Source organism: Butyrivibrio sp. INlla18 (genome assembly GCF_900103635.1).
Classification (GTDB): domain Bacteria; phylum Bacillota; class Clostridia; order Lachnospirales; family Lachnospiraceae; genus Butyrivibrio.
On record NZ_FMXK01000015.1, the window covers coordinates 68,745 to 88,215 of the forward strand.

Genomic DNA, 19,471 nt, shown 5'->3' on the forward strand with positions numbered 1-19,471 from the left:
TATGAGAAAGCTAGGACTTATCAAAGCCATCCCTGACAAGTTCCCTGAAGATAATACGGCCCGGATCATCAAAGCGAGTGGAAAGAAGGTCTTAATGCTCATCCTCCCTGATTGGCAGGTCACAGGAAGAATGGAGAATGGAGTCATTCACTTCACTTGGGACGAAGGATGGCTCACATATTATCCAAAGGGCGACTATTGGACCAGGGACATGCTCTCAACGATATATTTCAATTCATACGTCTCAAAGACAGGCCTTGATGAGGAGAGCCTTGAAGCTATCGGAAGCTTCTGCAATAGGTCATACCGCAATTTTGACACGATAGAGATGTATGAATCAGAGGTCAAGTTCAGAAAGAACATAAGAGCCGAGAACAATAAGCAGAAGCGCATAGACGACTTCATGAAGAATGTCCCGGCTCTCCCAAAGGATTTTAAGAGATTTTGCATCAGAAAGCTCGAAGAATCCGATGAAAAGAAGGCCAACATCAAATTATGGCAGTCCTACACCTACACTCATAAGGTTAAGGGAATATTGTTCAATGAGGAGCGGTACATTGAGAGGATTTTCTCTGTGACGAACTTCAACGGAAGTATAACACGCATCACAGAACTGTGTAGGGCCTACATAAAGAAGCCCGGCGGAACGTGGCTCAGATGGTACTACGGCGAGATTTTCGGAAGGCATGGAAGAGCCCAGCACTTTTGGGACAAAAAGAGAGATTCCTGCGTGAATAACCTTCCTACAAGGCATTATGTGTATGACAACCTGGATTCACTAGGACTCCCCGAAGGCGAGAAGGACACATTAAGGCTCCTGGATGGAAGGTGCGATCCCTCATTCGTTCTCTACAAGCTCAGGAAGAATCCTCAGATTGAGTATATTGCTAAAAAGGGATGCCTTCGTATGGCAGCAGATCTCGTAGGCCGTTATAGTATAGCGCCTATCAAAGTCTCTAATGCGACCTATGAAAGGCTTAAAAAGTTCAACGGAGGCATGGAGGCAAGAGAGCTCTTAGAAGTAGCTCCCAAGATATCAGACAAAAACCTTAAGGACTTCTGCAAGATCAAGAACCTTGCTAAGGCATCGACCATCATAGGCCTTGCTAAAGAGTACAACATCAATCACATATACACGCTCATGGAGAAGAGCGGAGGAATGACACTTCCGAACATTGGCCTATATCAGGACTATTTGAAGATGGCCGTAAGGCTTGGCATGAATCCTCATGATGAGATTGTCTATCGTAACAAGCGCTGGAAGGAATATCACAATCGCTATGTTGAGGAGATTCACAAGGCAGAGCAGAAGAGCCAAAACAAATCAGACAACATCAAGTATAAGGGCATCAGCAAGGACTACAAACTCAACACGGCTATCTTCGCCTGGGAGGATGACAGCTATCAGATCATCGTCCCGAAGAATGCATCAGACATCAACACAGAAGGCCGGCTCCAGCATCATTGCGTAGGCGCTCAGCCTCGGTACAAGGAGAAGATGTGCGCAAGGAGCACATTCATTGTATTCCTGCGAAAGAAGGAGAATCCAAAAGAGCCATATTACACGATAGAATGTGACCTCTCAAAGGTGATTCAGTTCTATGCAGCATATGACCGTCAGCCGGATAAAGAGAAGGTGCAGAAGGTCTTGAATAAGTGGATGAAGCAGGTAAAGAAGAACGTTAAGGAACTAAGTAAAGCAGTGGGGTAATGTATGAAAAAAGTATTGGAATGGGTGTTCGGGATCCTGGCAGCAGGATTCATGTTATGGATAGCATATGTCGCCTACAAGATAGGCATGGTCAGATAAGGAGGGCCGTATGGAAGAATATCATCAGATCACATTGGACGAGTGGAGCTCCTGGGTAGAAGACATCAGGAAGAAGCTCTCCGAGACAGCTCAGAATTTCGTCTACATCGGATATCGCTTAAAGCAGATCCGAGACTCCGGCAACTTCGGAGGAGCTTCAGACGTCTTTGAGTTTGCTCAGAAAGAGTATGGAATTTCAAAGAGCGCAGTCTCAAGATTCATCGCAATCAATGAGAAGTATTCAGAGGGTGGAAACTCATTAGAGCTCAAGGAACAGTATAAAGGATTTTCAAGCTCAAAGCTGTCTGAGATGCTATCGCTCCCGGACTCTGAGTGCGAGCTCATCACAGAGGAGACGACGGTTAAGCAGATCAGGGAGCTTAAGAGCTTTGACAGGCAGCAGCCGGACAACGTCGTGAGCATGTACGGAGACGAAGAAGACGAGAACAAGCCTTCTCCATTGGAACTGTGCATTATCGACTACTTCAAGGATAAAAAGGACATGCTCAACAAAGTCATTGATCTTGAATATGTGCAACAGCACAAGGAAGCTGCAGAGGTTATGAACCCTTCAGGAAGCGCAAGCCACAGCAAAGGAATCTGTTTCATGTTCATGTATGACTACAACACAGGCATTAAGTACAGACTCCTTACAGAACCCCAGCCTTTGACAATGACCTGGGATAAGTTCCTTGAGACGACATATTGGATATACAGCAAGATCTATGAGGCAGGACAGGATGATGTTTGGTCAGAATATTATAAAGCTGTTGCGACGTCGCAACAGGAAACACCGGACATTCCGATGAATAAACCCGAAGAAAGCGAGAAGGCAGCAGGCGTTAAGGAAGAAGATAAACCTGAAGAGCCGATTATTCCCAAAGCTGAAGAGGAATCTGAAAAAGAAGAAAGTCCTGAAAGCACCGAGCTTCCTGAGGATGAAGAAGAGGGAAAACCCGAAAAGCCCGAAGAGCCTAAAGCTGATGACGCCCAGGAAGATGAAGAACCGGAGAAGGACGATAAAGACACCATTCATAATCAGGCAGCTTTCAGAAGCGCAAAGGATGCCCTTGTAAGAATCAATCAGGCTTTTGAAGAGGGCCAATATCATAGAGCAATGGACATGGCAGATGCTTTTAGTATGCATCTCGATATAGCACTAAGGAGGACAGTATGAAGAGAGAAGAAAACACGAACGAGACACCAACAACCACAGGGACATGCAAATTTTGCGGACAGTCAAGAACAATCAAGACCGTTGGGGAAGTCACCCAGCAGGAGGCCGACGAGATCGCTACAGACGAATGCGATTGCGAAGAGGCCAAGAAGCACCATAACAGAGAGTGCAAGATCAAGAAGGCGAATGAGTGGGCAAAGCTTCGCTTCGAGAACACTCCGAATGTCCTTCAGATCTTCTCAATAGCCTTTAGGGATGTCACAAATCATGACGTCGAGTCAGTGACCATCAAGGAGGGCGATTGGACTCATAAGGTATTCCTGAACAGTGACGGTTATTTGACAGTCAAATCCGGGAAGAAGGTAGACGAAGAGGTTGATTTCGCATGAGCAAAAGGTCGAGAGCGTGTGATATATCGGACAAAGTGAGAAAAGAGGTTCATGCAAGGGACGGAGGCTGCATCTTTTGCAGGCTTGGCTATATGCTGCCACCTGAGGATGAGTTCACAACTACAAGGAATACGCTTCAGATCATGCACTTTATCCCACGCTCTCAAGGTGGCCTTGGCATCCCGGAGAACTTAGCTCTTGGCTGTATATGGCATCACAACATGCTCGACAATGGAAATCTTGGACTTCACGATGACATGATGACCATATTCGAGGCTTACTTGAGAGCCAGGCATGAAGGATGGGACAAGAACAAGTTGAGGTATAGCAAATGGTAAAGCGCAACAGAAAAACCGAAAGGAACAAGGAGATAGTCGCATATCGCAAAGCCGGGATTCCATATAGGCTCATCGCAGAGCACTTTAAGATATCAATTATCAGAGTCCGGCAGATATGCGAAGTGTGGGAGGGACGAGAATGTTAATGGATAAAGAGACGATCATAAATCTGTACAAAGAGTCTATTGAAAAGGGAGATCCTGTCAAGCAGATCAAGAGCCTGGCCAAAGCGAACAACGTAAAAGCAACCTTCATCAAGAAAATATTATCGGATGCAGGACTTGAAGTGCCAGATCATATCCCAACAGGTCCCATGAAGAAAGATGCTTGTGAAATAGAAGCAGCAGATCCTGTTCCCGGGGAAATTGGTTACAAGGAGCGCAAGGCAGCAGTCATCAATGAAGACTTTGAAGAGGCGGTTCAGGACATGATCGCAAAAAGTGAAAGCGAGAACAAAGCAGCCGAAGAAAGACAGCTTCCTGTTCCTGATGCTGTCAGAGAATGTCTTATGGAAGGACTTGATAGGATAGACGCCGAGATTCAGGGGCATCAGAAGGCAATCACACAGCTTGAGAATAAATACCGGACTATTGCGTCATACATAGGGAATTAAGACCTTTTGGCAGGAATTTATCACAGAATGAAAGCCATTGTCATAGACTCAGCCCCGGGCCTCCGGGGCAGGAAGGAGGAGATAAGTTGGGGAGGAAGTTCAAGGATATAAAGCATGAGATAAATAATGAATTTGACAATCTCCTGAATGACCATCATTACGGACATCTTGATTCTCACATCAGCTTCGCAGCTGTTAGGCCTCCATACGCATATACTTCCATATGCCCGGATCCACATTGGAGGGAGCCAGCTACTCCCGAAAGACTAATTGTAAAGCAGAGGGAGACGAGATGAAAGAAGGACTTTTTATATTGTTGGGATTTCTGTTCGTTCTGAAGATGGCTATTGATTGGATTCAATTCAGAGACGAGCTGGAGGAGATGAGGGATGAAACAGAACAGGAGACGGAAGAATAAAGAGCGATGACCATTACCGAGCAGCTGAACAAAATCGCAGATGAAGTGTGCGAGGACTATTGCAAATATCACGATGAAGCCTATATGAAATTCAAGGATCCCGATAAAGCGATGGAATGGCTCAGAGATACCTATTGTTTACATTGTCCTATATTCAAAAATATCTAAAGGAGGCACAAGATGCAGCTTAACGGAAAAATGAAATACACAATTGAAGAGTTCAAGGTCCAGGCAAAGGCCAGCACATTAAAAGTGGGCGACAGACTCATCACAGAAGACATTGCCGGGAAGGCAGTCTTTGAGGTAGCGGAGATCAGAAAGAAATATATCTACATGGTCAGAAGATACTGTCTTCCTGATGACTACGATCAGACACATGATGACCTCATGGACTTCCTCAACAATGAATATCTCGACACACTTCCTCAGGACCTTAAGAACATTATGGGGAAGCGAGAAGGCAGCAGGATATTTGTTCCGTGGTTTAAAGAAGTCTTTGGCGAGCGTGAGGACTGCGGATGGGCCGATCAGAGCAAAGGAAAGCAATGGAAGCTATTCAAGAAGGGTTACGGAAGAATAAGGCTTAATGCGAGCAAGAGAGGATGTTCAAGGTTTGTTTGGTTGGCTTCTCCGTATGTCAGCAACAGCACCTATTTCTGCATTGTCGGCACATCCGGCGCTCCGGGCGGCAGCTACGCCAGCAACTCTTATGGCGTGCTCCCCTGCTTCAAGGTCAATCGCAAGGCGATAGCCGAGCAATCAGCATAATCGACTGCTCATACTTGAGCAGTCAGAAGGAGAAAATATGAGCGAGACACTAGGCGAGAAGCTAAGAGCACAAGGCTTCAAGAATATTTACGCAGAAGGATATCCGCAAACAGAAGGGATTTATGAATGGATAAATGCTCACAAAGATGAAAATAAGACCTACACTCTCAAAGGCGGTCCAAACGGAGTGCATGTGGGCGACTCAGGAGCGTGTGATTTATGTTGGTGGCGCACTCCGCCAAACTTCTGCCAGGAAGAATATTTAAGGAGAAGCGGATTAAAAAATGAGTTCGAAGTTCGAGTGTAAAGGCTGCTCCTCAAATCTGAGGAGCAAAGGAGGAGACATGGATATAACATTATTCAGCAGTAAAAGGTTCGAGATATATCTGAGCACGCTTCAGATCGGAGTAGGACTGCATTATGTCCCGGAGTATAAGACATTGCATCTCGACGTGATTGTCTTTGAGTTCACTTTGTATCTCGGGAAGTTAGGAGAATGAGAAATGTTTTGGATTGGTTTAGTTAGCGGTTTCATTGTAGGAGGAACAATAGGATATGTGCTGGCTGCCTTGATGGTGGCCAACGCCAAAAGAGATGGGAGACGGTCATGAGCAACGGATTTAGATGGGGCTGCATATACGGCTCATATTCAACCTCAGGAGACTCAATCCTGGGATTCGAGATCGGATTCATGAACATAGAGAATCTAAACGGAGGATCAGCAGACACATTCACAATAGCCATCATGATTGCGAACTTCAACTTTGCGATAGGAATAATACTCAGAGAACATTAAGGAGGAGATATCAGTGGGAACAATTATCATCACATGCTTTGCTATCGTCGGAGCAACCATTATCACAGTCGTAATCACTAAAGAGATTACACATTGCATTGGCGAAATCAAGAGGGAAGAAATAGAAAGCAATAGGCAGGTCGCTGATAAAGCGATGAGCAATGAAGTTGTAAGAGTGAAGATCCACGACATTGAGACTGAGCTTCCCTGGAGAACCGAAAAAGAAATAAAACAATCTGATGGAGAAGAAGCTCTCAAGTGGTATAAAAAGGGATTCCAAGATGGAAGTGAGAGAATAAAAGAAGAAGCCAAAAGGATATTATCAAGAGCATGAACAAAGGAGGGGAAGATGGGGAGCTTTAAAACTGTCTCAGATGTTAAGGACTTCTTCAGGGAGATCCGCAAGGAACAGTCAGAAATATATCACCTTGAGAAGATGATTCACGAGCTGGAGCTGTCACTACTCCCGAAAGGAATAGCTTATGATAGAGACAGAGTGCAGTCATCACCCAGGGACAATATGTCAGAGGTAGCTGCCAAGGCAGCAGGCTACAGCAAGGAACTTAATAAGACTCTCTCAAAGCTTATCGACAGAAAGAAGAAGGCCGAGAAGCTTCTCTCGAGGTTAGACAATCCGGATGAAAGAACAATCCTCAGGATCTACTACATGGAGACAAACAATGGATTTCTCTACAGATGGGACGATGTAGCTTATCACATGGGCTACGAGAAGAGACACATTCTAAGAATGCATGGCAATGCTCTCAACTCAATCTTAAAAAGTTGTCACTAAATGTCACTTGAGTTCATGATACTATGATATTGAGCAAAGCATGTGAAGATACAAAGCCATACAGACGTAACCTCGTAGAATGAAAAGGCAGGAGCCATCGACTAGAAGTCGGTGGCTTTTGTTGTGGGAGTATGAATGAGAGAGCAGCCATCTATCATGATACATACTGCACCAAGCAGGATGCATTATGTGTCAGAGTTCCTTGAGCCAAGGTTGAGAGATCAGGGATTCCAAAAGATAACAATATGGAATGACGCTAAAGGGATAGGATGCAGAGAATCCTATATAGAGTCATGGAGCACGCTATCCGATACGGGTCACACTTGGCACCTTCAGGACGATGTTCTTCCAGACCATCGCTTCTACGAATGGGCTACGAGCGAATGGGCTGAATATCCTGGAATAATATGCGGATTCGGAAATAGGGAGTTCTACAACATGAACCGGTTCGGACATGCGCATAATAGCGAGGATATGTTCTATTCATTCCCATGCTTGCGTATTCCTAACGCAGTATGCAAGGACTTCCTTGAGTGGTACAAGGACGCAAGTAAGACAGACGTCAACATCCTGGAGAAGCTGCCATCAGGAAAATATATTGATTACTTCTTCAAGCTTTACATTGGTGACAATGAGAAAGAGATTGCGATTTATAATTTCTTTCCGAACATTGTCGAGCATGTGGATGAGTACATCTCAGGATCGCTTGTCAATAAGCAGAGAACAAAACCAGCAAAAGCATTGCAGTTCGAAGATGTCAAAGCTTTAGCTGATTTAAAAGTTTGGAGTGAAACAAGCAGCAGCAAGGAATTGGGATAACACATGGCACAGGATTTCGCCAAGGCCTTTTATAAATCAAAACAATGGAAAAGACAAAGAGCATACATCCTCAAGCGTGACGGATACATATGCACCGAGGAGGGATGCTTTAACCCTGCGACAGAAGTTCATCACATCGTTGAGCTTACACCTGAGAACATTAAGGATCCATCGATTGCACTCGCAGAGTCTAACCTAAGATCGTTGTGTCATGATTGTCATGATCGAATTACAAAAGCGATGAAAGCGAATGAAAGATCAGGAAACATTCTTGAAGCAATTTCGTTCGATGCATCAGGTTATCCAATGCCAATAGCAAAAGCTTGATGATTAAATTATATTTTTGATTTCAAATGCACAATTTGACGCGAAACCGCCCCCGTTCTTGAAAATTTCAACCGCCTTTTTGGGGACCGGGAGGGGGTCCCTTTTCTAGCCGGCCAAGTCGTGTGTATGAAAGGGGGTCGCGTATTTATGGGAAAAACAAGTAATAATAATAAAAATAAGGGCGCGAAAAGCCCGAAAACGACTAAAGCGAAGCCGAAAGTCACAAATCCGAAGACCAGGAAGATCTACGAGGAGAAAAAGAAGCTCAAGGAGATCTTCGAGACCATCCCCGAGAATAAGAGAAAGCTGTGCGACGAGCTGATAAACAATGCAGCTTTCATGTCGGTCACATTAAAGGAGCTTCAGGCCATCATCAACAAGGAGGGAGCTGTTTATAGTTGCGTAAATGGTAACGGGTTCGAAGTCATTCAGGAGCATCCGGCTCAGAAGAGCTACAACACAATGATTGGACAGTATAAAACCGTTATCAATCAGCTTGTTTTGCTTCTTCCTGACACCAAAGAGACGGCAATCACCAAAGCAGGAGAAAACCTTGCGAGGTTAGTTGCTGGAGGAAAACCGGTTCAGGTACGATGAATTATGTCAAAGAATACAACAAAAGACTGCAAACAGGGAAGATTGAAGCCTGTGAAGAGATAAAAAGCGTATATAAAAGGCTTGTAAAGGAGATGGATGATGATTCGTCTCCTTTTTGGTTCTCAGAAGAGCAGGGAGAGTATGTCATTGGGTTCATCGAAGGCTTCTGCAAACACTACCAGGGAGAGCACGCTGGAGAGTATGTCAGACTCGAGCTCTTTCAGAAGGCATTCATACAAGCTCTCTTCGGATTCCTAGAGAAGGAGACAAACAGGCGCCGGTTTCGAGAATATTTCTTTGAAGTGCCAAGAAAACACGGAAAGAGCTTTCTTTCCGGTTGCATAGCGGTTTATATGATGGCAGCAGACGGTGAGCAGGGAGCTGAAGTCTATTCCGCTGCCACTAAGTTAGACCAGGCCAAGATCATTTATAACGTGGCCAAGAATATTGTTGACCAAAACGAGGACCTGAGGGCTCTTATCAAGAGCACAAGAGAAGGCCTTTCCTTTAAAATGACAAGATCCATTATGAAGCCTCTCCCTAACGAGAGCAAATCCCTCGATGGTCTCAACATACACTTTGCTGCGCTGGATGAGATCCACGAGCAAAAAGACAGAAATATGTACGACGTCCTTCGCCAAGGAATGAAGGCGAGGAAGCAGCCTCTCATTGGATGCATCACAACATCCGGATTCCGGAGAGAAGGTCTTTATGACAACCTCCATGACTACGCTTCAATGGTCGCAAGAGGAGTTATTCAGGATGACAGGCTCCTTCCCATCATCTACAAGCTGGATGAAGTGGACGAGTGGATGGATCCTACAAAATGGATAAAGGCGAATCCTGGGCTCGGTACCATTAAGAGCTATATCCAGCTCGCTGATGATGTTGAGAGAGCCAAGAGCGATAGCTCTTATCTTCCGACGCTTCTATGTAAAGACTTTGACATGAAGCAGAACGAAGTAACGTCCTGGCTCCCTATGACGGCGATCATAAATGAGGAAGTGGCTGATATGGAATATCTGAGCCACAGCTATGCAATTGGAGGCTGCGACTTATCGAGCACACTCGACCTTACATGCGCAACTCTCCTCATCAGAAAGCCCGGAGACGAGAAGATCTATGTGCTTCAGAGGTATTTTATCCCTGAAGCCAAGGCCGATTATGTCGAGCAGTCCAACGCTCAGGAAGCTCCGTATAAGCTATGGGCTCAAAATGATTGGCTGACAATATGCGAAGGAGCTTCAGTTGACTACCATCAGGTGACAGCATGGTTCACAGAAATGGTAATCAAGTACGACATCAGGCCCTTATGGATATGTTATGACCGAGCTCTGGCCGGATATTGGCAGGAAGAGATGACTGAATCCGGTTTCGAGATGGAGAAGATAGCACAAGGACCTTTCACATGGTCCTATCCCATGAAGAACCTTGAAGCAATGCTGATGGAACACAAGATTGTGTATCAGAACAATCCTATTCTCCGTTGGTGTCTATGCAACACGGCCAAGAAGAGCCTGAATGCAGATGGAATTGAGACAATTCAGCCGGTCAAAGTGCAGGCTGCTAGAAGAATTGACGGAATGGTGTCGCTCCTGAATGCTTACGTTGGTTATTGCAAGCATCAGGAAGAATATATCCCATATCTGAGGTGATAGCATGAGTTTTTTAGACATTTTTAGACCATTAAAGAAATCGAGCATCAAGAGATGGAAAGAGCTCGGGACCTACAAGGCAACCTTTTCCGTTTTCGGGGAAGATATCTATAACTCATCCCTTGTAAGAGCCTGTGTGAGACCGCTTGCGGAGCTTTCCTCAAAGGCCGAGGCCAAGTGCCGTGATCCGGAGCTTCAGAGGATCCTCAACAACCGGCCGAACATCTACATGAACGGAAAAGACTTCTTGCAGAAGGTAAGGACCAGACTCGAGATCCTTAATGTGGCTTTCATTTACATCGAGAGAGACACGAGAGGAAAGGTTTTAGGGTTCTATCCGGTTCCCTATTCCTTCTTTGAGGCTCTTGAATATAACAATGGCCTGTTCATCAAATTCTACTTCTCCGGGAATGTTGAGTCGCTCGTCCTTCCATGGGCCGACCTGGCAGCAGTCCGCAAAGATTATCTGAAGTCGGACATCTCTGGGGATGATAACCAATGCATCATTCAGACTCTTGAGCTGATGAGCACAGCCAGCCAGGGACTCGCTAACAGCATCCGGTCAACAGCTAACCTCAGAGGTATCTTGAAGAGTACAAAGGCGATGCTTGCACCGGAGGCCATAAAGCAGCAGAAGGATGATTTTGTGAACGACTACCTGAATCTTGAGAATGGAAGCGGAATCGCCTCTCTTGATTCAACTCAGGAGTTTACACCTATCACAATCAATCCTGCGACAGCTAACGCAGCACAGATGAAGGAGGTCAGAGAAGATATTTTCCGCTTCTTCGGAGTGAACGATGACATCGTAATGGCTAACATCAAGAAAAAGGAGCAGCTGGAAGGCTTCTTCACTATCAGGATCGAGCCCTTCCTTGTAGCCCTATCAAGGGAGCTGACAAGTAAGGTCTACGGAAAAAGGGCCGATGATGAGCACAACATCCTCTATCAGGTGGATCAGTTCACATTCGTCTCCCTGGATAAGAAGATCCAGCTCTTCAGCACCGTGGTTCTATACGGAGGCATGACTATAGACGAGTGGAGAGCATTGTTCAATATGCCACACATCGAAGGCGGAGATGTTCCTGTCAGAAGATTGGACGCAGCTCCGATAGACGCACCCAAAGACGAGGACGAAGACGAAGACAAGGAGGAAGATGAAGATGGTAAGGAGTGAGAGAGAGTATAGGACCTTCAAGATAGAGTTCAGAGATCAAGAGACCTTTGAGGACTACAAGGTAAGAGGCTACGCCTCAACTTATGAGCCTTACGTCCTCTACGAATGGGAAGGCATTAAGTACAGCGAGAAGATTGACAGAGAGGCCTTTGCTGGCGCCGACATGTCAGACGTTATCTTCTTGTATAACCACAAAGGAATGGTTTACGCAAGGACTAAGAACGGAACTCTGAAGGTGACTCCGGATGACCACGGTCTTTACATTGAGGCTGACTTATCCAGCACAACTCAGAGCAGAGAGCTGTTCGAATCCATCAAGACAGGGCTCGTAGATCAGATGTCCTTTGCTTTCACAGTAAGGACAGATGAGTATGACAGGAATACTCACACAAGGACCATCAAGAAATTCGATAAGATCTACGATGTATCAGCGGTATCAATCCCAGCTAATCCTGGGACAGATATATCAGCAGTTTCAGCTCGTGACTACTTCAACGGAGTGATTGAAGCAGAGAAAGCGGAGAGACTTGAAGAGCAGAGATTGCTTGAGCTTCAGAAGAAAAAATTTGAATTTTTGGAGGTATCGAGATGAAGTTAGAAGAGATGACACTCGAGGACGTTACGAAGAGATTAGCTGAGCTCGAAGAGGAAGTCAGAGATGCTCAGGACATCGAACTTGTAAACAAGGCCATCGAGGAGAAGAAAGCGCTCCTTGAGCGCAAAGCAGAGCTCGAAGAGCTCGAGAAGAGAAAGGCAGACGCCGAGGCTCTTTCCAACGGATCAGCGCAGCCTGACAAAGTAGTCGAAACCAGCAACGAAAAGAGAGGTAAAGAGATGGGAAAGAAAGAATACAGAACATTATGGCTCAAGAACCTTCAGGGCACACTCACAGAGGAGGAGAGATCTTCTTCTGAGTATTCTGTGCTTGTAAACGCCGGCGCAGTCGTTCCTGAAGAACTCCAGGCAGACATCATCACAAAGGCTAAGGAGTACGCTCCTATCCTTAACGAGGTTACGCTCCTCAATGTTCCTGGCGCTGTTAAGTTTGCTGTTGAGGGCGACAACAACGCAGCAAGCGTACACACAGAGCTGGCTACAATCACAGCTGCAAAGGACACTATGGTAGAAGTTGTTCTTTCAGCTTACGAGCTTACAAAGCTCATTCAGATTTCAGCAACAGTAAAGGCTATGTCTATCGATGCTTTCGAGGCTTGGCTTGTTGCTCAGCTCGCTGAGGCTATCGCTATGAAAGCTGAGAATCTTATCTTCAACGGTTCAGCTTCAGGTGAGGCTCAGGGTATTCTTACAGTTAAGAGCACACCTGACTACTCCACAATCACAGCTGCAAACATTCTTGGCCTTATCGGCTCTCTCAAGAGCGGATATGCAAGAAACGGCAAGATTGCTGTTAGCAGAAAGACTTTCTTCACAAAGATCCTTTCTCTCGAGCTTACAGTCAACAACGAGGTTGTTAAGATCGCAACCGGCGAGGCAACAGGCGAGTACAGAATCCTCGGCGCAGACGTGCTGTTCACCGATTCTGTAGGCGATGACACTGTTATCTACGGCGACTTCAGAAAGTATGTCGCTAACTTCGCAGCTCCTCAGAACGTTGTTTCTCAGTTCGACATCGACACAAACAGCTACAAGTATCTTGGAGCAGCTGTGTTTGATGGCAAGGTAGCTCTTGCAGAGGCATTCAAGACTATCCAGGTTGCAACAACCGCCTGAGTCTAAGGAGGGCAAAAGATGAAGGTTACAGTTATCAAGCAGTATATTGACAAGTACACAGGAGAGAAGCACTTCCCTGGAGAAGTTTTAAGTGTTAGCGCCGAAAGGATGGCTGAGCTTGGACGCAAGAACGTAATCGACAAGATTCCTGTTCCTGAAGAGCCTGCGCCTGAGGCTCCTGTTCCAAAGATACCGGAGCTCAAGGAAGAAGTTGTCGAGGAGTCCAAGAAGGAAAAGAAGCCTGTGACCAAAAAGCGCACGACAAGAAAGAAGGGATGACATGACCGATCTCGAGAAAAGATGTGTCAAAGCGTTAAGACTGTCTGAAGGTGCCGGAACCCTTTTGCTTGAAGAAATTCAGAATAATATAAGTGCAGCCAGGGCGGAGCTCATCCGCTCTGGCGTATCTGAGGCAAAGGTGGAAGATGAAGGTTCACTTGTTCAGCAGGCCATCATCGATTATGTGCTCATGCACATGAATGATGAGGACCAATATGACAGATACCTTAACGCCTTTCAGTATCAGATGGATAATTTGCGGAAATCATTCCCTAAGGAGCAGGCATGAAGAACGATGTTATTAAGCTATGCTCATCCGCTTATAGTAAGGACTCCAACGGCGTATTGCGTGAGACGGAGACCATAAGTGAGTTCATAATGGCCGAGATCAAGTCGGCCGGGGCTAATGAGTGGTTCGAAGGAGGGCGCAACGGCCTGAATCCGGAGTACACCTTTATTATCAACCGGATTGAGTACAACAATGAGGAGACGGTCATCTTCAACGATGTGAAGTACACGGTCTATAGGACCTACATCAAGGGAGACAGAATCGAGCTTCATTGCGAAAAGAGGAAGGGTGCATAATGTCTTTTAATCTATCCCAGGCCATGAAAGGAATATTGACGGAGTACACGGACGAAGTCACGAAGGTTGTCACGGATGTTATCAGCGAAGTCGCTGAAGAGGCAGCAGGCGAGCTTCATTCCGCCGGCACATTCCAGGGTACGAAGTATCGTGCCGGATGGACTGCGGAAACCGAAAAGAGGAGGCTGTTCAACAGCGCAGTTGTCTATAACAAGAAGCACTATAGACTCACCCATCTCCTCGAATACGGACACGCCACAAGGAACGGCGGGCGCACTAGAGCTTTTGAACACATTGCGCCAATCAATGAGAAGGCCCAGGAAGAGGCAGTCAAGAAATTAAAGGAGGCTATTGAAGCATTATGACATACGCTGAAATCGCAAGCATGATCGAGAGCACAGGCCTTGAGAATGCTTATTACCAATATCCTGAAGGTGAAGCTCCTGAGCTGCCTTATATCCTCTTCTACTATCCTGGAAGAAACGACTTTCAGGCCGACAATAAGAATTATGCGAGGATCCCTCAGCTGAACATCGAGCTCTACACCAAAGAGAAGGACTTCGACAAGGAGAAGCTTATCGAGGATCTTCTTGACGAGAATGAAATACCGTATGACAAGGAAGAGCAGTATATCGAGAAAGAAAAGATGTACGAAGTATTATACATTACGGAGGTAATCATCAATGAAAGTTAAGTACGGTTTGAAAAATTGTTACTACGCATTGGCAACAATCGCAGCCGACGGAACAGCTACCTACGGAGCTCCTAAGAGACTCCCTGGAGCAGTTGCTTTGACAATGGATCCGGCCGGTGAGAAGACGAACTTCTACGCCGACGACTCCATCTACTTTAGCGTAGGCGGAGCAAACGGCTACACAGGTTCGCTTGAGATCGCAATGATTCCCGACTCCTTCAGAGAGGAATGCCTGGGAGAGATCAAGCAGGATGGCGTGTACATCGAGACCGGCGTAGGCTCATCACAGGCCTTCGCTCTTCTGTTTGAGTTCCAGAGCGATGAGAACGAGATCAAGCACGTTCTCTACAACGTAACCGCTTCACGTCCTTCAATCGCAGGCAACACAAAGGGCGAGACTGTCGAAGTAAAGACAGACACACTCAACCTTACAGCTGCAACAATCCACAACGCAGCACTCGATAAGGACATCACCAAGGCTCGTGTAGCTGATAAGACAGCAGCTGCATTCTCGACTTGGTATACAAGCGTATATCAGCCTCTCGTTTCAGCCTGAGGCAAGAAAGGACAGATATGGAGAGAGTTTTTGAAGTAGAGCATAAGAAAGTAGGCGTTAAATGTAGTGCCGGCACAGTCAGGACTTATAGAAATCTTTACGCAAGAGATCTCATCCTGGATATGGCAGCACTTGAAAAAGAGCTCGTCGAAACAAAGACACTAACGCAGGCTTCTGAGGAGATAGCTGAGAATGTCAGCTACATTATGGCCAAAGAGTACGACGAGACACTCCCGGACATAAACGAATGGCTCTCGAGCTTCTCTCCATACTTTGTCTATACCATAGTTGCACAATGCATCTATATGTGGAGAGAGAATCTTGTCTCCATAAACTCATCAAAAAAAAACTGAAAAAAACTGAGCGCGAATGGACAGCTGCACTATTCTTATTGCGAGCTGTCCAGCTCGGGCTTACTATGAGAGACCTCAATGAGGTCACGGTCGGAATGGTCTTCGACATGTACGCTGAAATGTCGAACGATCATGTGGAATACGCAGAAATAGCCACACAAGAAGATATGGATAACTTCTAAGGAGACAATATGGCTAAAGGTAGCAGCGCAAAGATTAGGGGAATTACAATTGAACTTAATGCCGATACCGCCGGGATTCTTGATGGTTTAAAGGACATCAATAAGAGTCTCGGAGAAACGGACAGGGCTTTAAAAGATACAAATAAGCTTCTCAAATTCGATGGAAACAACACAACTCTGCTCACTCAGCAGCAGGAATACTTAACAAAAGCCATTGAACAGACTGAAGAAAAGCTCCGCAAGGAGAAGGAAGTTCTTGAGCAGTTAAAGAACGGCCCGGACAGCGATAAGACCATTGAGCAGCAAAAGGCCATGGAAAGAGAAATCGAGGCCACAACTCAGAAGCTCAATGGGTATCAGTCAGAGCTCTCTCAGACCAATGAGAAGCTCAAAGACGTCGAGGAAGAGACGGATCAGGCCAAGGAAGCAACCAACATCTTCGGAGATGTCCTGAAGGCTAACCTGGCCAGCGAGGCTATTATCGAAGGCGTAACCAAATTAGCCGAAGGAATCGCTAAGATTTCAAAGTCAGCCTTTGATACCGGTTCTCAGTTCGAGTCTTCCATGTCTCAGGTAGCTGCGACAATGGGAATGACAACGGACGAGATCGCCAAGGGAAGTGACAAGTTCACCTTGCTTTCAAATGCTGCAAAGAAGTGTGGAGAAGAGACAATGTTCTCTGCATCCCAGGCAGGAGATGCGCTGAATTACCTTGCACTCGCAGGATATGACGCCGAGAAGGCAGCAGCCACACTCCCTAAGGTGCTCACATTGGCAGCAGCCGGAGGCCTGGATCTCGCCTATGCATCGGACCTCGTTACGGATTCGATGGCTGCTCTTAGCATGGAAACAGATGAGCTCGACAACTACATCGACGAGATGGCGAAGACGGCTCAGAAGTCCAATACTTCAGTAGCACAGCTCGGCGAGGCTACGCTTGTATGCGCCGGCGCCGTATCACTCACAGGACAGGATCTCGAGACAATGAACGCAGAGCTCGGCGTCTTGGCTAACAACGGAATCAAAGGAGCTGAAGGCGGAACACACTTAAGAAACGTGCTCCTCTCTTTATCAGCGCCAACAGATAAAGCAGAGATCGCTCTTCATGATCTGGGAGTCGAAGTTAAAGACTCCGACAGAAACATGAGAAATCTCAACGATATCATGATCGACCTTAACGCATCTCTCGCAGATATGGGAAGCGCTGATAAGGCAGCCATGATTAAAACCATCTTCAACAAGACCGACATTGCAGCCGTAAACGCACTCATGAAGGCAACCTCAGGAGAGTTTCAGAATCTCAAGGGCGAGATAAGTGATTGTGCCGGCGCAGCTGAAGAGATGCAGCGGACCATGACAGACAACCTTCAGGGAAAGCTTACGATCTTGCAGTCAGCCCTGGAAGGTTTAGGGATTGCTTTCTATGAAGTATTTGACGACAATGCCAAGAACGCAGTAGACGGAGCAACGAGCGCGGTAGGAACACTCACAGAGGCAATTAAGGACGGGGATCTCGGAGTTTCGCTTGAAGGTCTTTCGGAACAGTTTGAAGTTCTGATGGACGACATGGTGAATTTTGCGACAGACGCTCTTCCGGGAGTAATCAATGGCGCTACATGGTTCCTTGAAAATCTCGGAACAATAACAAGCCTTCTCGAAGCTCTTGGAGCAGGATATGTTGCTTATGAATTGGCAACAGTGGCAGCAACAATCGCAACAGAAGGATTCACAGTCGCTCTTTCACTTAATCCTATCGGCCTTGCGGCGGCTGCAGTTGCAGGGCTTACAACAGCATTCGTCGCCCTCAGCGATGAGGCAAACAAGCTCGACCCCAAGCTCGAGACTTTTATAAGAAGCTGCGATAATGTGGCCAGCAAAGCAACAAAGCTTGCTGATTCCACCAATGAAATGACGAGCAGCTTTGACGGTCAATATGAAATAGCTCATAGACTCGCTCAGAGGATTGATGAATTATCGGATCCTGTGACCGGTCTCGTCACTGATCAGAGAGAAGCTTCTAAGGTAGTGGGAGAGCTCAACGCTCTTATGCCTGAGCTCAACCTATACATTGACGAGCAGGGGAATGTTCTGTCAGCCACTACAGAAGGCTGGAGAAACTACATCGACGAAGCTCTTAATCAGGCACAGCTTGAGTCAATGACCGAGAGGCTGACAGAGCTTGAGAAGGAAAAACTCGAAGTCGAAGAGCAGATGATTGAGATAAACAATCAGCTGTCAGATTCGGCCAAGATGCTCATTGAGGCCAATGATGAATACGCTTATCTGCAGGAACATGTAAGCGAGCTCACAGAGGAGCAATGCAGAAGATACACAGAGCTCTCTGATGCAGACATGCTTCTTGAGAAGGGCCAGCGTGAACTCATTCAGTCCTATTTTGATACTCAGGACGCAATGACAGAGCTTAACAACTCTGAAGATATTCTCCTGGATAAAATGGAGGAATCCCGGGCAAAGACAGAGGAAGCTACGCAGGCCACAGACGAATATTCAGAAGGATTGGATGGCGCCGGAGAATCTGTAACAACTCTTCAGGGGCTCCTTGCAGAGCTGGATGAGGACTACGAGAAGAATAAAGAGAAAGCCATTGAATCACTGAACGGGCAGAGAGAAGCCTTCGAAACTCTCAACGAGGGAGCTTCCGAAAGCGTGGATGAGATAGCAGAACACCTTCAGAAACAGGCTGAAGGAATGAAAGAGTATGCTGAACTCATCGCCGAGGCTAAGGCCATCATGGATGAGCAGCCGGATAGCGAAGGACTGTTGAATTACTACATCAGCGCAGGGCCAGAGGCAGCAGGCGAACTTGAGAATCTTGTCAACGCCTTTAATGAAGGTGGAGAAGCTGCAGAAGCTTTCAAGGAAGCATGTGCAGCCTTTGAGGAGACGCAGGACCTTATCGATGGCCTTGCAGATCTCAACGAAGCTCTCTCAACAGGATCGTCAGAAGCAATCGACATGGCGCTTGAAGCGCTGGATGTAAGCCTTCCTGAAATGGAAGCAGCCTTTCAGGCATCTTGGGAGCAGCAGGAAGCAGACGCCAACACTCATAAAGAGCAAATGACGACTGCAACCACGCAGACCATAACCGATATGACGACGGCGGTTACAACAAACGAGCCTAAGCTCACGACAGCTGTTCAGACTATGGGTGACAATGCAGTCAAGAAGCTTAAAGAAGCTTGGAAATGGTCTGACGACACGGCGCGCTTCCAGGTATGGTACGACATGGGAATGTCAGTTGATGAATCCCTCGCTCAGGGAATCACCGACGGAACATCCCTAGTTACCTCTGCGATTCAGGCAATGTGCGAAGAGGCTGTCGCCTCAGTAGATATCAGTGGCCTTGTTGCTAAAGTAGATCAGGCGCTCGGCGAAGCTTTTGGATAATGGAGG

The 19,471-nt window shown here is 46.5% G+C and carries 28 protein-coding genes; all 28 read left to right on the forward strand.

Annotation, left to right across the window (positions count from 1 at the left end; translation table 11 throughout):
* Position 1: 1 nt before the first annotated feature.
* The 28 genes from BLS24_RS11585 to BLS24_RS11710 all read left to right on the forward strand — a co-directional run bounded on the left by BLS24_RS11585 (position 2) and on the right by BLS24_RS11710 (position 19,465).
* On the forward strand, positions 2-1,711 hold the full coding sequence (locus BLS24_RS11585) for a PcfJ domain-containing protein (RefSeq protein ID WP_091759221.1): 1,710 nt from the start codon (positions 2-4) through the stop codon (positions 1,709-1,711).
* Between the two features lie 109 nt (positions 1,712-1,820).
* Positions 1,821-2,987, forward strand: coding sequence for a hypothetical protein (locus BLS24_RS11590; RefSeq protein WP_091759223.1), 1,167 nt, complete (start codon positions 1,821-1,823; stop codon positions 2,985-2,987).
* Positions 2,984-3,376: a hypothetical protein gene (locus BLS24_RS11595; RefSeq protein WP_091759225.1), complete on the forward strand. Its 393-nt coding sequence runs from the start codon at positions 2,984-2,986 to the stop codon at positions 3,374-3,376. Before BLS24_RS11590 ends, BLS24_RS11595 begins: the two co-directional genes overlap by 4 nt.
* Entirely contained in the window at positions 3,373-3,714 is a 342-nt protein-coding gene (locus BLS24_RS11600) for an HNH endonuclease (protein WP_091759227.1), read from the forward strand. The genes BLS24_RS11595 and BLS24_RS11600 overlap by 4 nt, the downstream gene beginning before the upstream one ends.
* Before the next feature lie 139 nt (positions 3,715-3,853).
* Positions 3,854-4,327 carry a hypothetical protein gene (locus BLS24_RS11605; protein WP_091759229.1) on the forward strand — a complete coding sequence of 158 codons (474 nt, stop codon included), beginning with the start codon at positions 3,854-3,856 and terminating at the stop codon, positions 4,325-4,327.
* 86 nt (positions 4,328-4,413) lie between these two features.
* Positions 4,414-4,623 (forward strand): hypothetical protein, encoded by a 210-nt coding sequence (locus BLS24_RS11610; RefSeq protein ID WP_091759231.1) that lies wholly within the window; start codon positions 4,414-4,416, stop codon positions 4,621-4,623.
* The gene (locus BLS24_RS15495) at positions 4,620-4,745 is read left to right on the forward strand and encodes a hypothetical protein (protein WP_278289831.1); all 126 of its coding nucleotides are present in this window, start codon (positions 4,620-4,622) and stop codon (positions 4,743-4,745) included. The genes BLS24_RS11610 and BLS24_RS15495 overlap by 4 nt, the downstream gene beginning before the upstream one ends.
* 180 nt (positions 4,746-4,925) lie before the next feature.
* On the forward strand, positions 4,926-5,513 hold the full coding sequence (locus BLS24_RS11615; RefSeq protein ID WP_091759233.1) for a DUF6273 domain-containing protein: 588 nt from the start codon (positions 4,926-4,928) through the stop codon (positions 5,511-5,513).
* A gap of 37 nt (positions 5,514-5,550) precedes the next feature.
* The gene (locus BLS24_RS11620) at positions 5,551-5,820 is read left to right on the forward strand and encodes a hypothetical protein (protein WP_091759235.1); all 270 of its coding nucleotides are present in this window, start codon (positions 5,551-5,553) and stop codon (positions 5,818-5,820) included.
* A 300-nt stretch (positions 5,821-6,120) separates the two neighbouring features.
* Entirely contained in the window at positions 6,121-6,309 is a 189-nt protein-coding gene (locus BLS24_RS11625; protein WP_091759237.1) for a hypothetical protein, read from the forward strand.
* Between the two features lie 13 nt (positions 6,310-6,322).
* The gene (locus BLS24_RS11630; RefSeq protein ID WP_091759239.1) at positions 6,323-6,643 is read left to right on the forward strand and encodes a hypothetical protein; all 321 of its coding nucleotides are present in this window, start codon (positions 6,323-6,325) and stop codon (positions 6,641-6,643) included.
* A gap of 15 nt (positions 6,644-6,658) precedes the next feature.
* Positions 6,659-7,102: a DUF1492 domain-containing protein gene (locus tag BLS24_RS11635; protein WP_091759241.1), complete on the forward strand. Its 444-nt coding sequence runs from the start codon at positions 6,659-6,661 to the stop codon at positions 7,100-7,102.
* Positions 7,103-7,237: 135 nt separating this feature from the next.
* A complete protein-coding gene (locus BLS24_RS11640; RefSeq protein ID WP_091759243.1) occupies positions 7,238-7,921 on the forward strand; it encodes a hypothetical protein in 684 nt (227 codons plus the stop codon).
* A 3-nt stretch (positions 7,922-7,924) separates the two neighbouring features.
* Entirely contained in the window at positions 7,925-8,248 is a 324-nt protein-coding gene (locus BLS24_RS11645) for an HNH endonuclease (protein WP_091759245.1), read from the forward strand.
* Positions 8,249-8,395: 147 nt separating this feature from the next.
* The gene (locus BLS24_RS11650) at positions 8,396-8,845 is read left to right on the forward strand and encodes a hypothetical protein (protein WP_143015182.1); all 450 of its coding nucleotides are present in this window, start codon (positions 8,396-8,398) and stop codon (positions 8,843-8,845) included.
* Positions 8,842-10,500 (forward strand): terminase large subunit, encoded by a 1,659-nt coding sequence (locus BLS24_RS11655; RefSeq protein WP_091759249.1) that lies wholly within the window; start codon positions 8,842-8,844, stop codon positions 10,498-10,500. Before BLS24_RS11650 ends, BLS24_RS11655 begins: the two co-directional genes overlap by 4 nt.
* 4 nt (positions 10,501-10,504) lie before the next feature.
* A complete protein-coding gene (locus BLS24_RS11660; protein WP_091759251.1) occupies positions 10,505-11,677 on the forward strand; it encodes a phage portal protein in 1,173 nt (390 codons plus the stop codon).
* The gene (locus BLS24_RS11665; RefSeq protein ID WP_176764429.1) at positions 11,664-12,269 is read left to right on the forward strand and encodes an HK97 family phage prohead protease; all 606 of its coding nucleotides are present in this window, start codon (positions 11,664-11,666) and stop codon (positions 12,267-12,269) included. The genes BLS24_RS11660 and BLS24_RS11665 overlap by 14 nt, the downstream gene beginning before the upstream one ends.
* Complete coding sequence (locus BLS24_RS11670) at positions 12,266-13,408, forward strand: phage major capsid protein (protein WP_091759255.1); 1,143 nt, start codon at positions 12,266-12,268, stop codon at positions 13,406-13,408. The genes BLS24_RS11665 and BLS24_RS11670 overlap by 4 nt, the downstream gene beginning before the upstream one ends.
* 18 nt (positions 13,409-13,426) lie before the next feature.
* Positions 13,427-13,687, forward strand: a complete 261-nt coding sequence (locus tag BLS24_RS11675) for a hypothetical protein (protein ID WP_091759257.1) — start codon at positions 13,427-13,429, stop codon at positions 13,685-13,687.
* 1 nt (position 13,688) lies between these two features.
* A complete protein-coding gene (locus BLS24_RS11680; protein WP_091759259.1) occupies positions 13,689-13,976 on the forward strand; it encodes a hypothetical protein in 288 nt (95 codons plus the stop codon).
* Positions 13,973-14,272: a phage head closure protein gene (locus BLS24_RS11685; protein WP_091759261.1), complete on the forward strand. Its 300-nt coding sequence runs from the start codon at positions 13,973-13,975 to the stop codon at positions 14,270-14,272. The genes BLS24_RS11680 and BLS24_RS11685 overlap by 4 nt, the downstream gene beginning before the upstream one ends.
* Complete coding sequence (locus tag BLS24_RS11690) at positions 14,272-14,637, forward strand: hypothetical protein (protein ID WP_091759263.1); 366 nt, start codon at positions 14,272-14,274, stop codon at positions 14,635-14,637. The genes BLS24_RS11685 and BLS24_RS11690 overlap by 1 nt, the downstream gene beginning before the upstream one ends.
* A complete protein-coding gene (locus tag BLS24_RS11695) occupies positions 14,634-14,966 on the forward strand; it encodes a hypothetical protein (RefSeq protein ID WP_091759265.1) in 333 nt (110 codons plus the stop codon). Before BLS24_RS11690 ends, BLS24_RS11695 begins: the two co-directional genes overlap by 4 nt.
* Positions 14,956-15,522, forward strand: coding sequence for a major tail protein (locus BLS24_RS11700; RefSeq protein WP_091759268.1), 567 nt, complete (start codon positions 14,956-14,958; stop codon positions 15,520-15,522). Before BLS24_RS11695 ends, BLS24_RS11700 begins: the two co-directional genes overlap by 11 nt.
* Positions 15,523-15,539: 17 nt before the next feature.
* Complete coding sequence (locus tag BLS24_RS11705) at positions 15,540-15,875, forward strand: hypothetical protein (RefSeq protein WP_091759271.1); 336 nt, start codon at positions 15,540-15,542, stop codon at positions 15,873-15,875.
* Entirely contained in the window at positions 15,872-16,057 is a 186-nt protein-coding gene (locus BLS24_RS15605; protein ID WP_334292956.1) for a hypothetical protein, read from the forward strand. The genes BLS24_RS11705 and BLS24_RS15605 overlap by 4 nt, the downstream gene beginning before the upstream one ends.
* Before the next feature lie 9 nt (positions 16,058-16,066).
* On the forward strand, positions 16,067-19,465 hold the full coding sequence (locus BLS24_RS11710; protein WP_091759274.1) for a phage tail tape measure protein: 3,399 nt from the start codon (positions 16,067-16,069) through the stop codon (positions 19,463-19,465).
* Positions 19,466-19,471 lie beyond the last annotated feature (6 nt).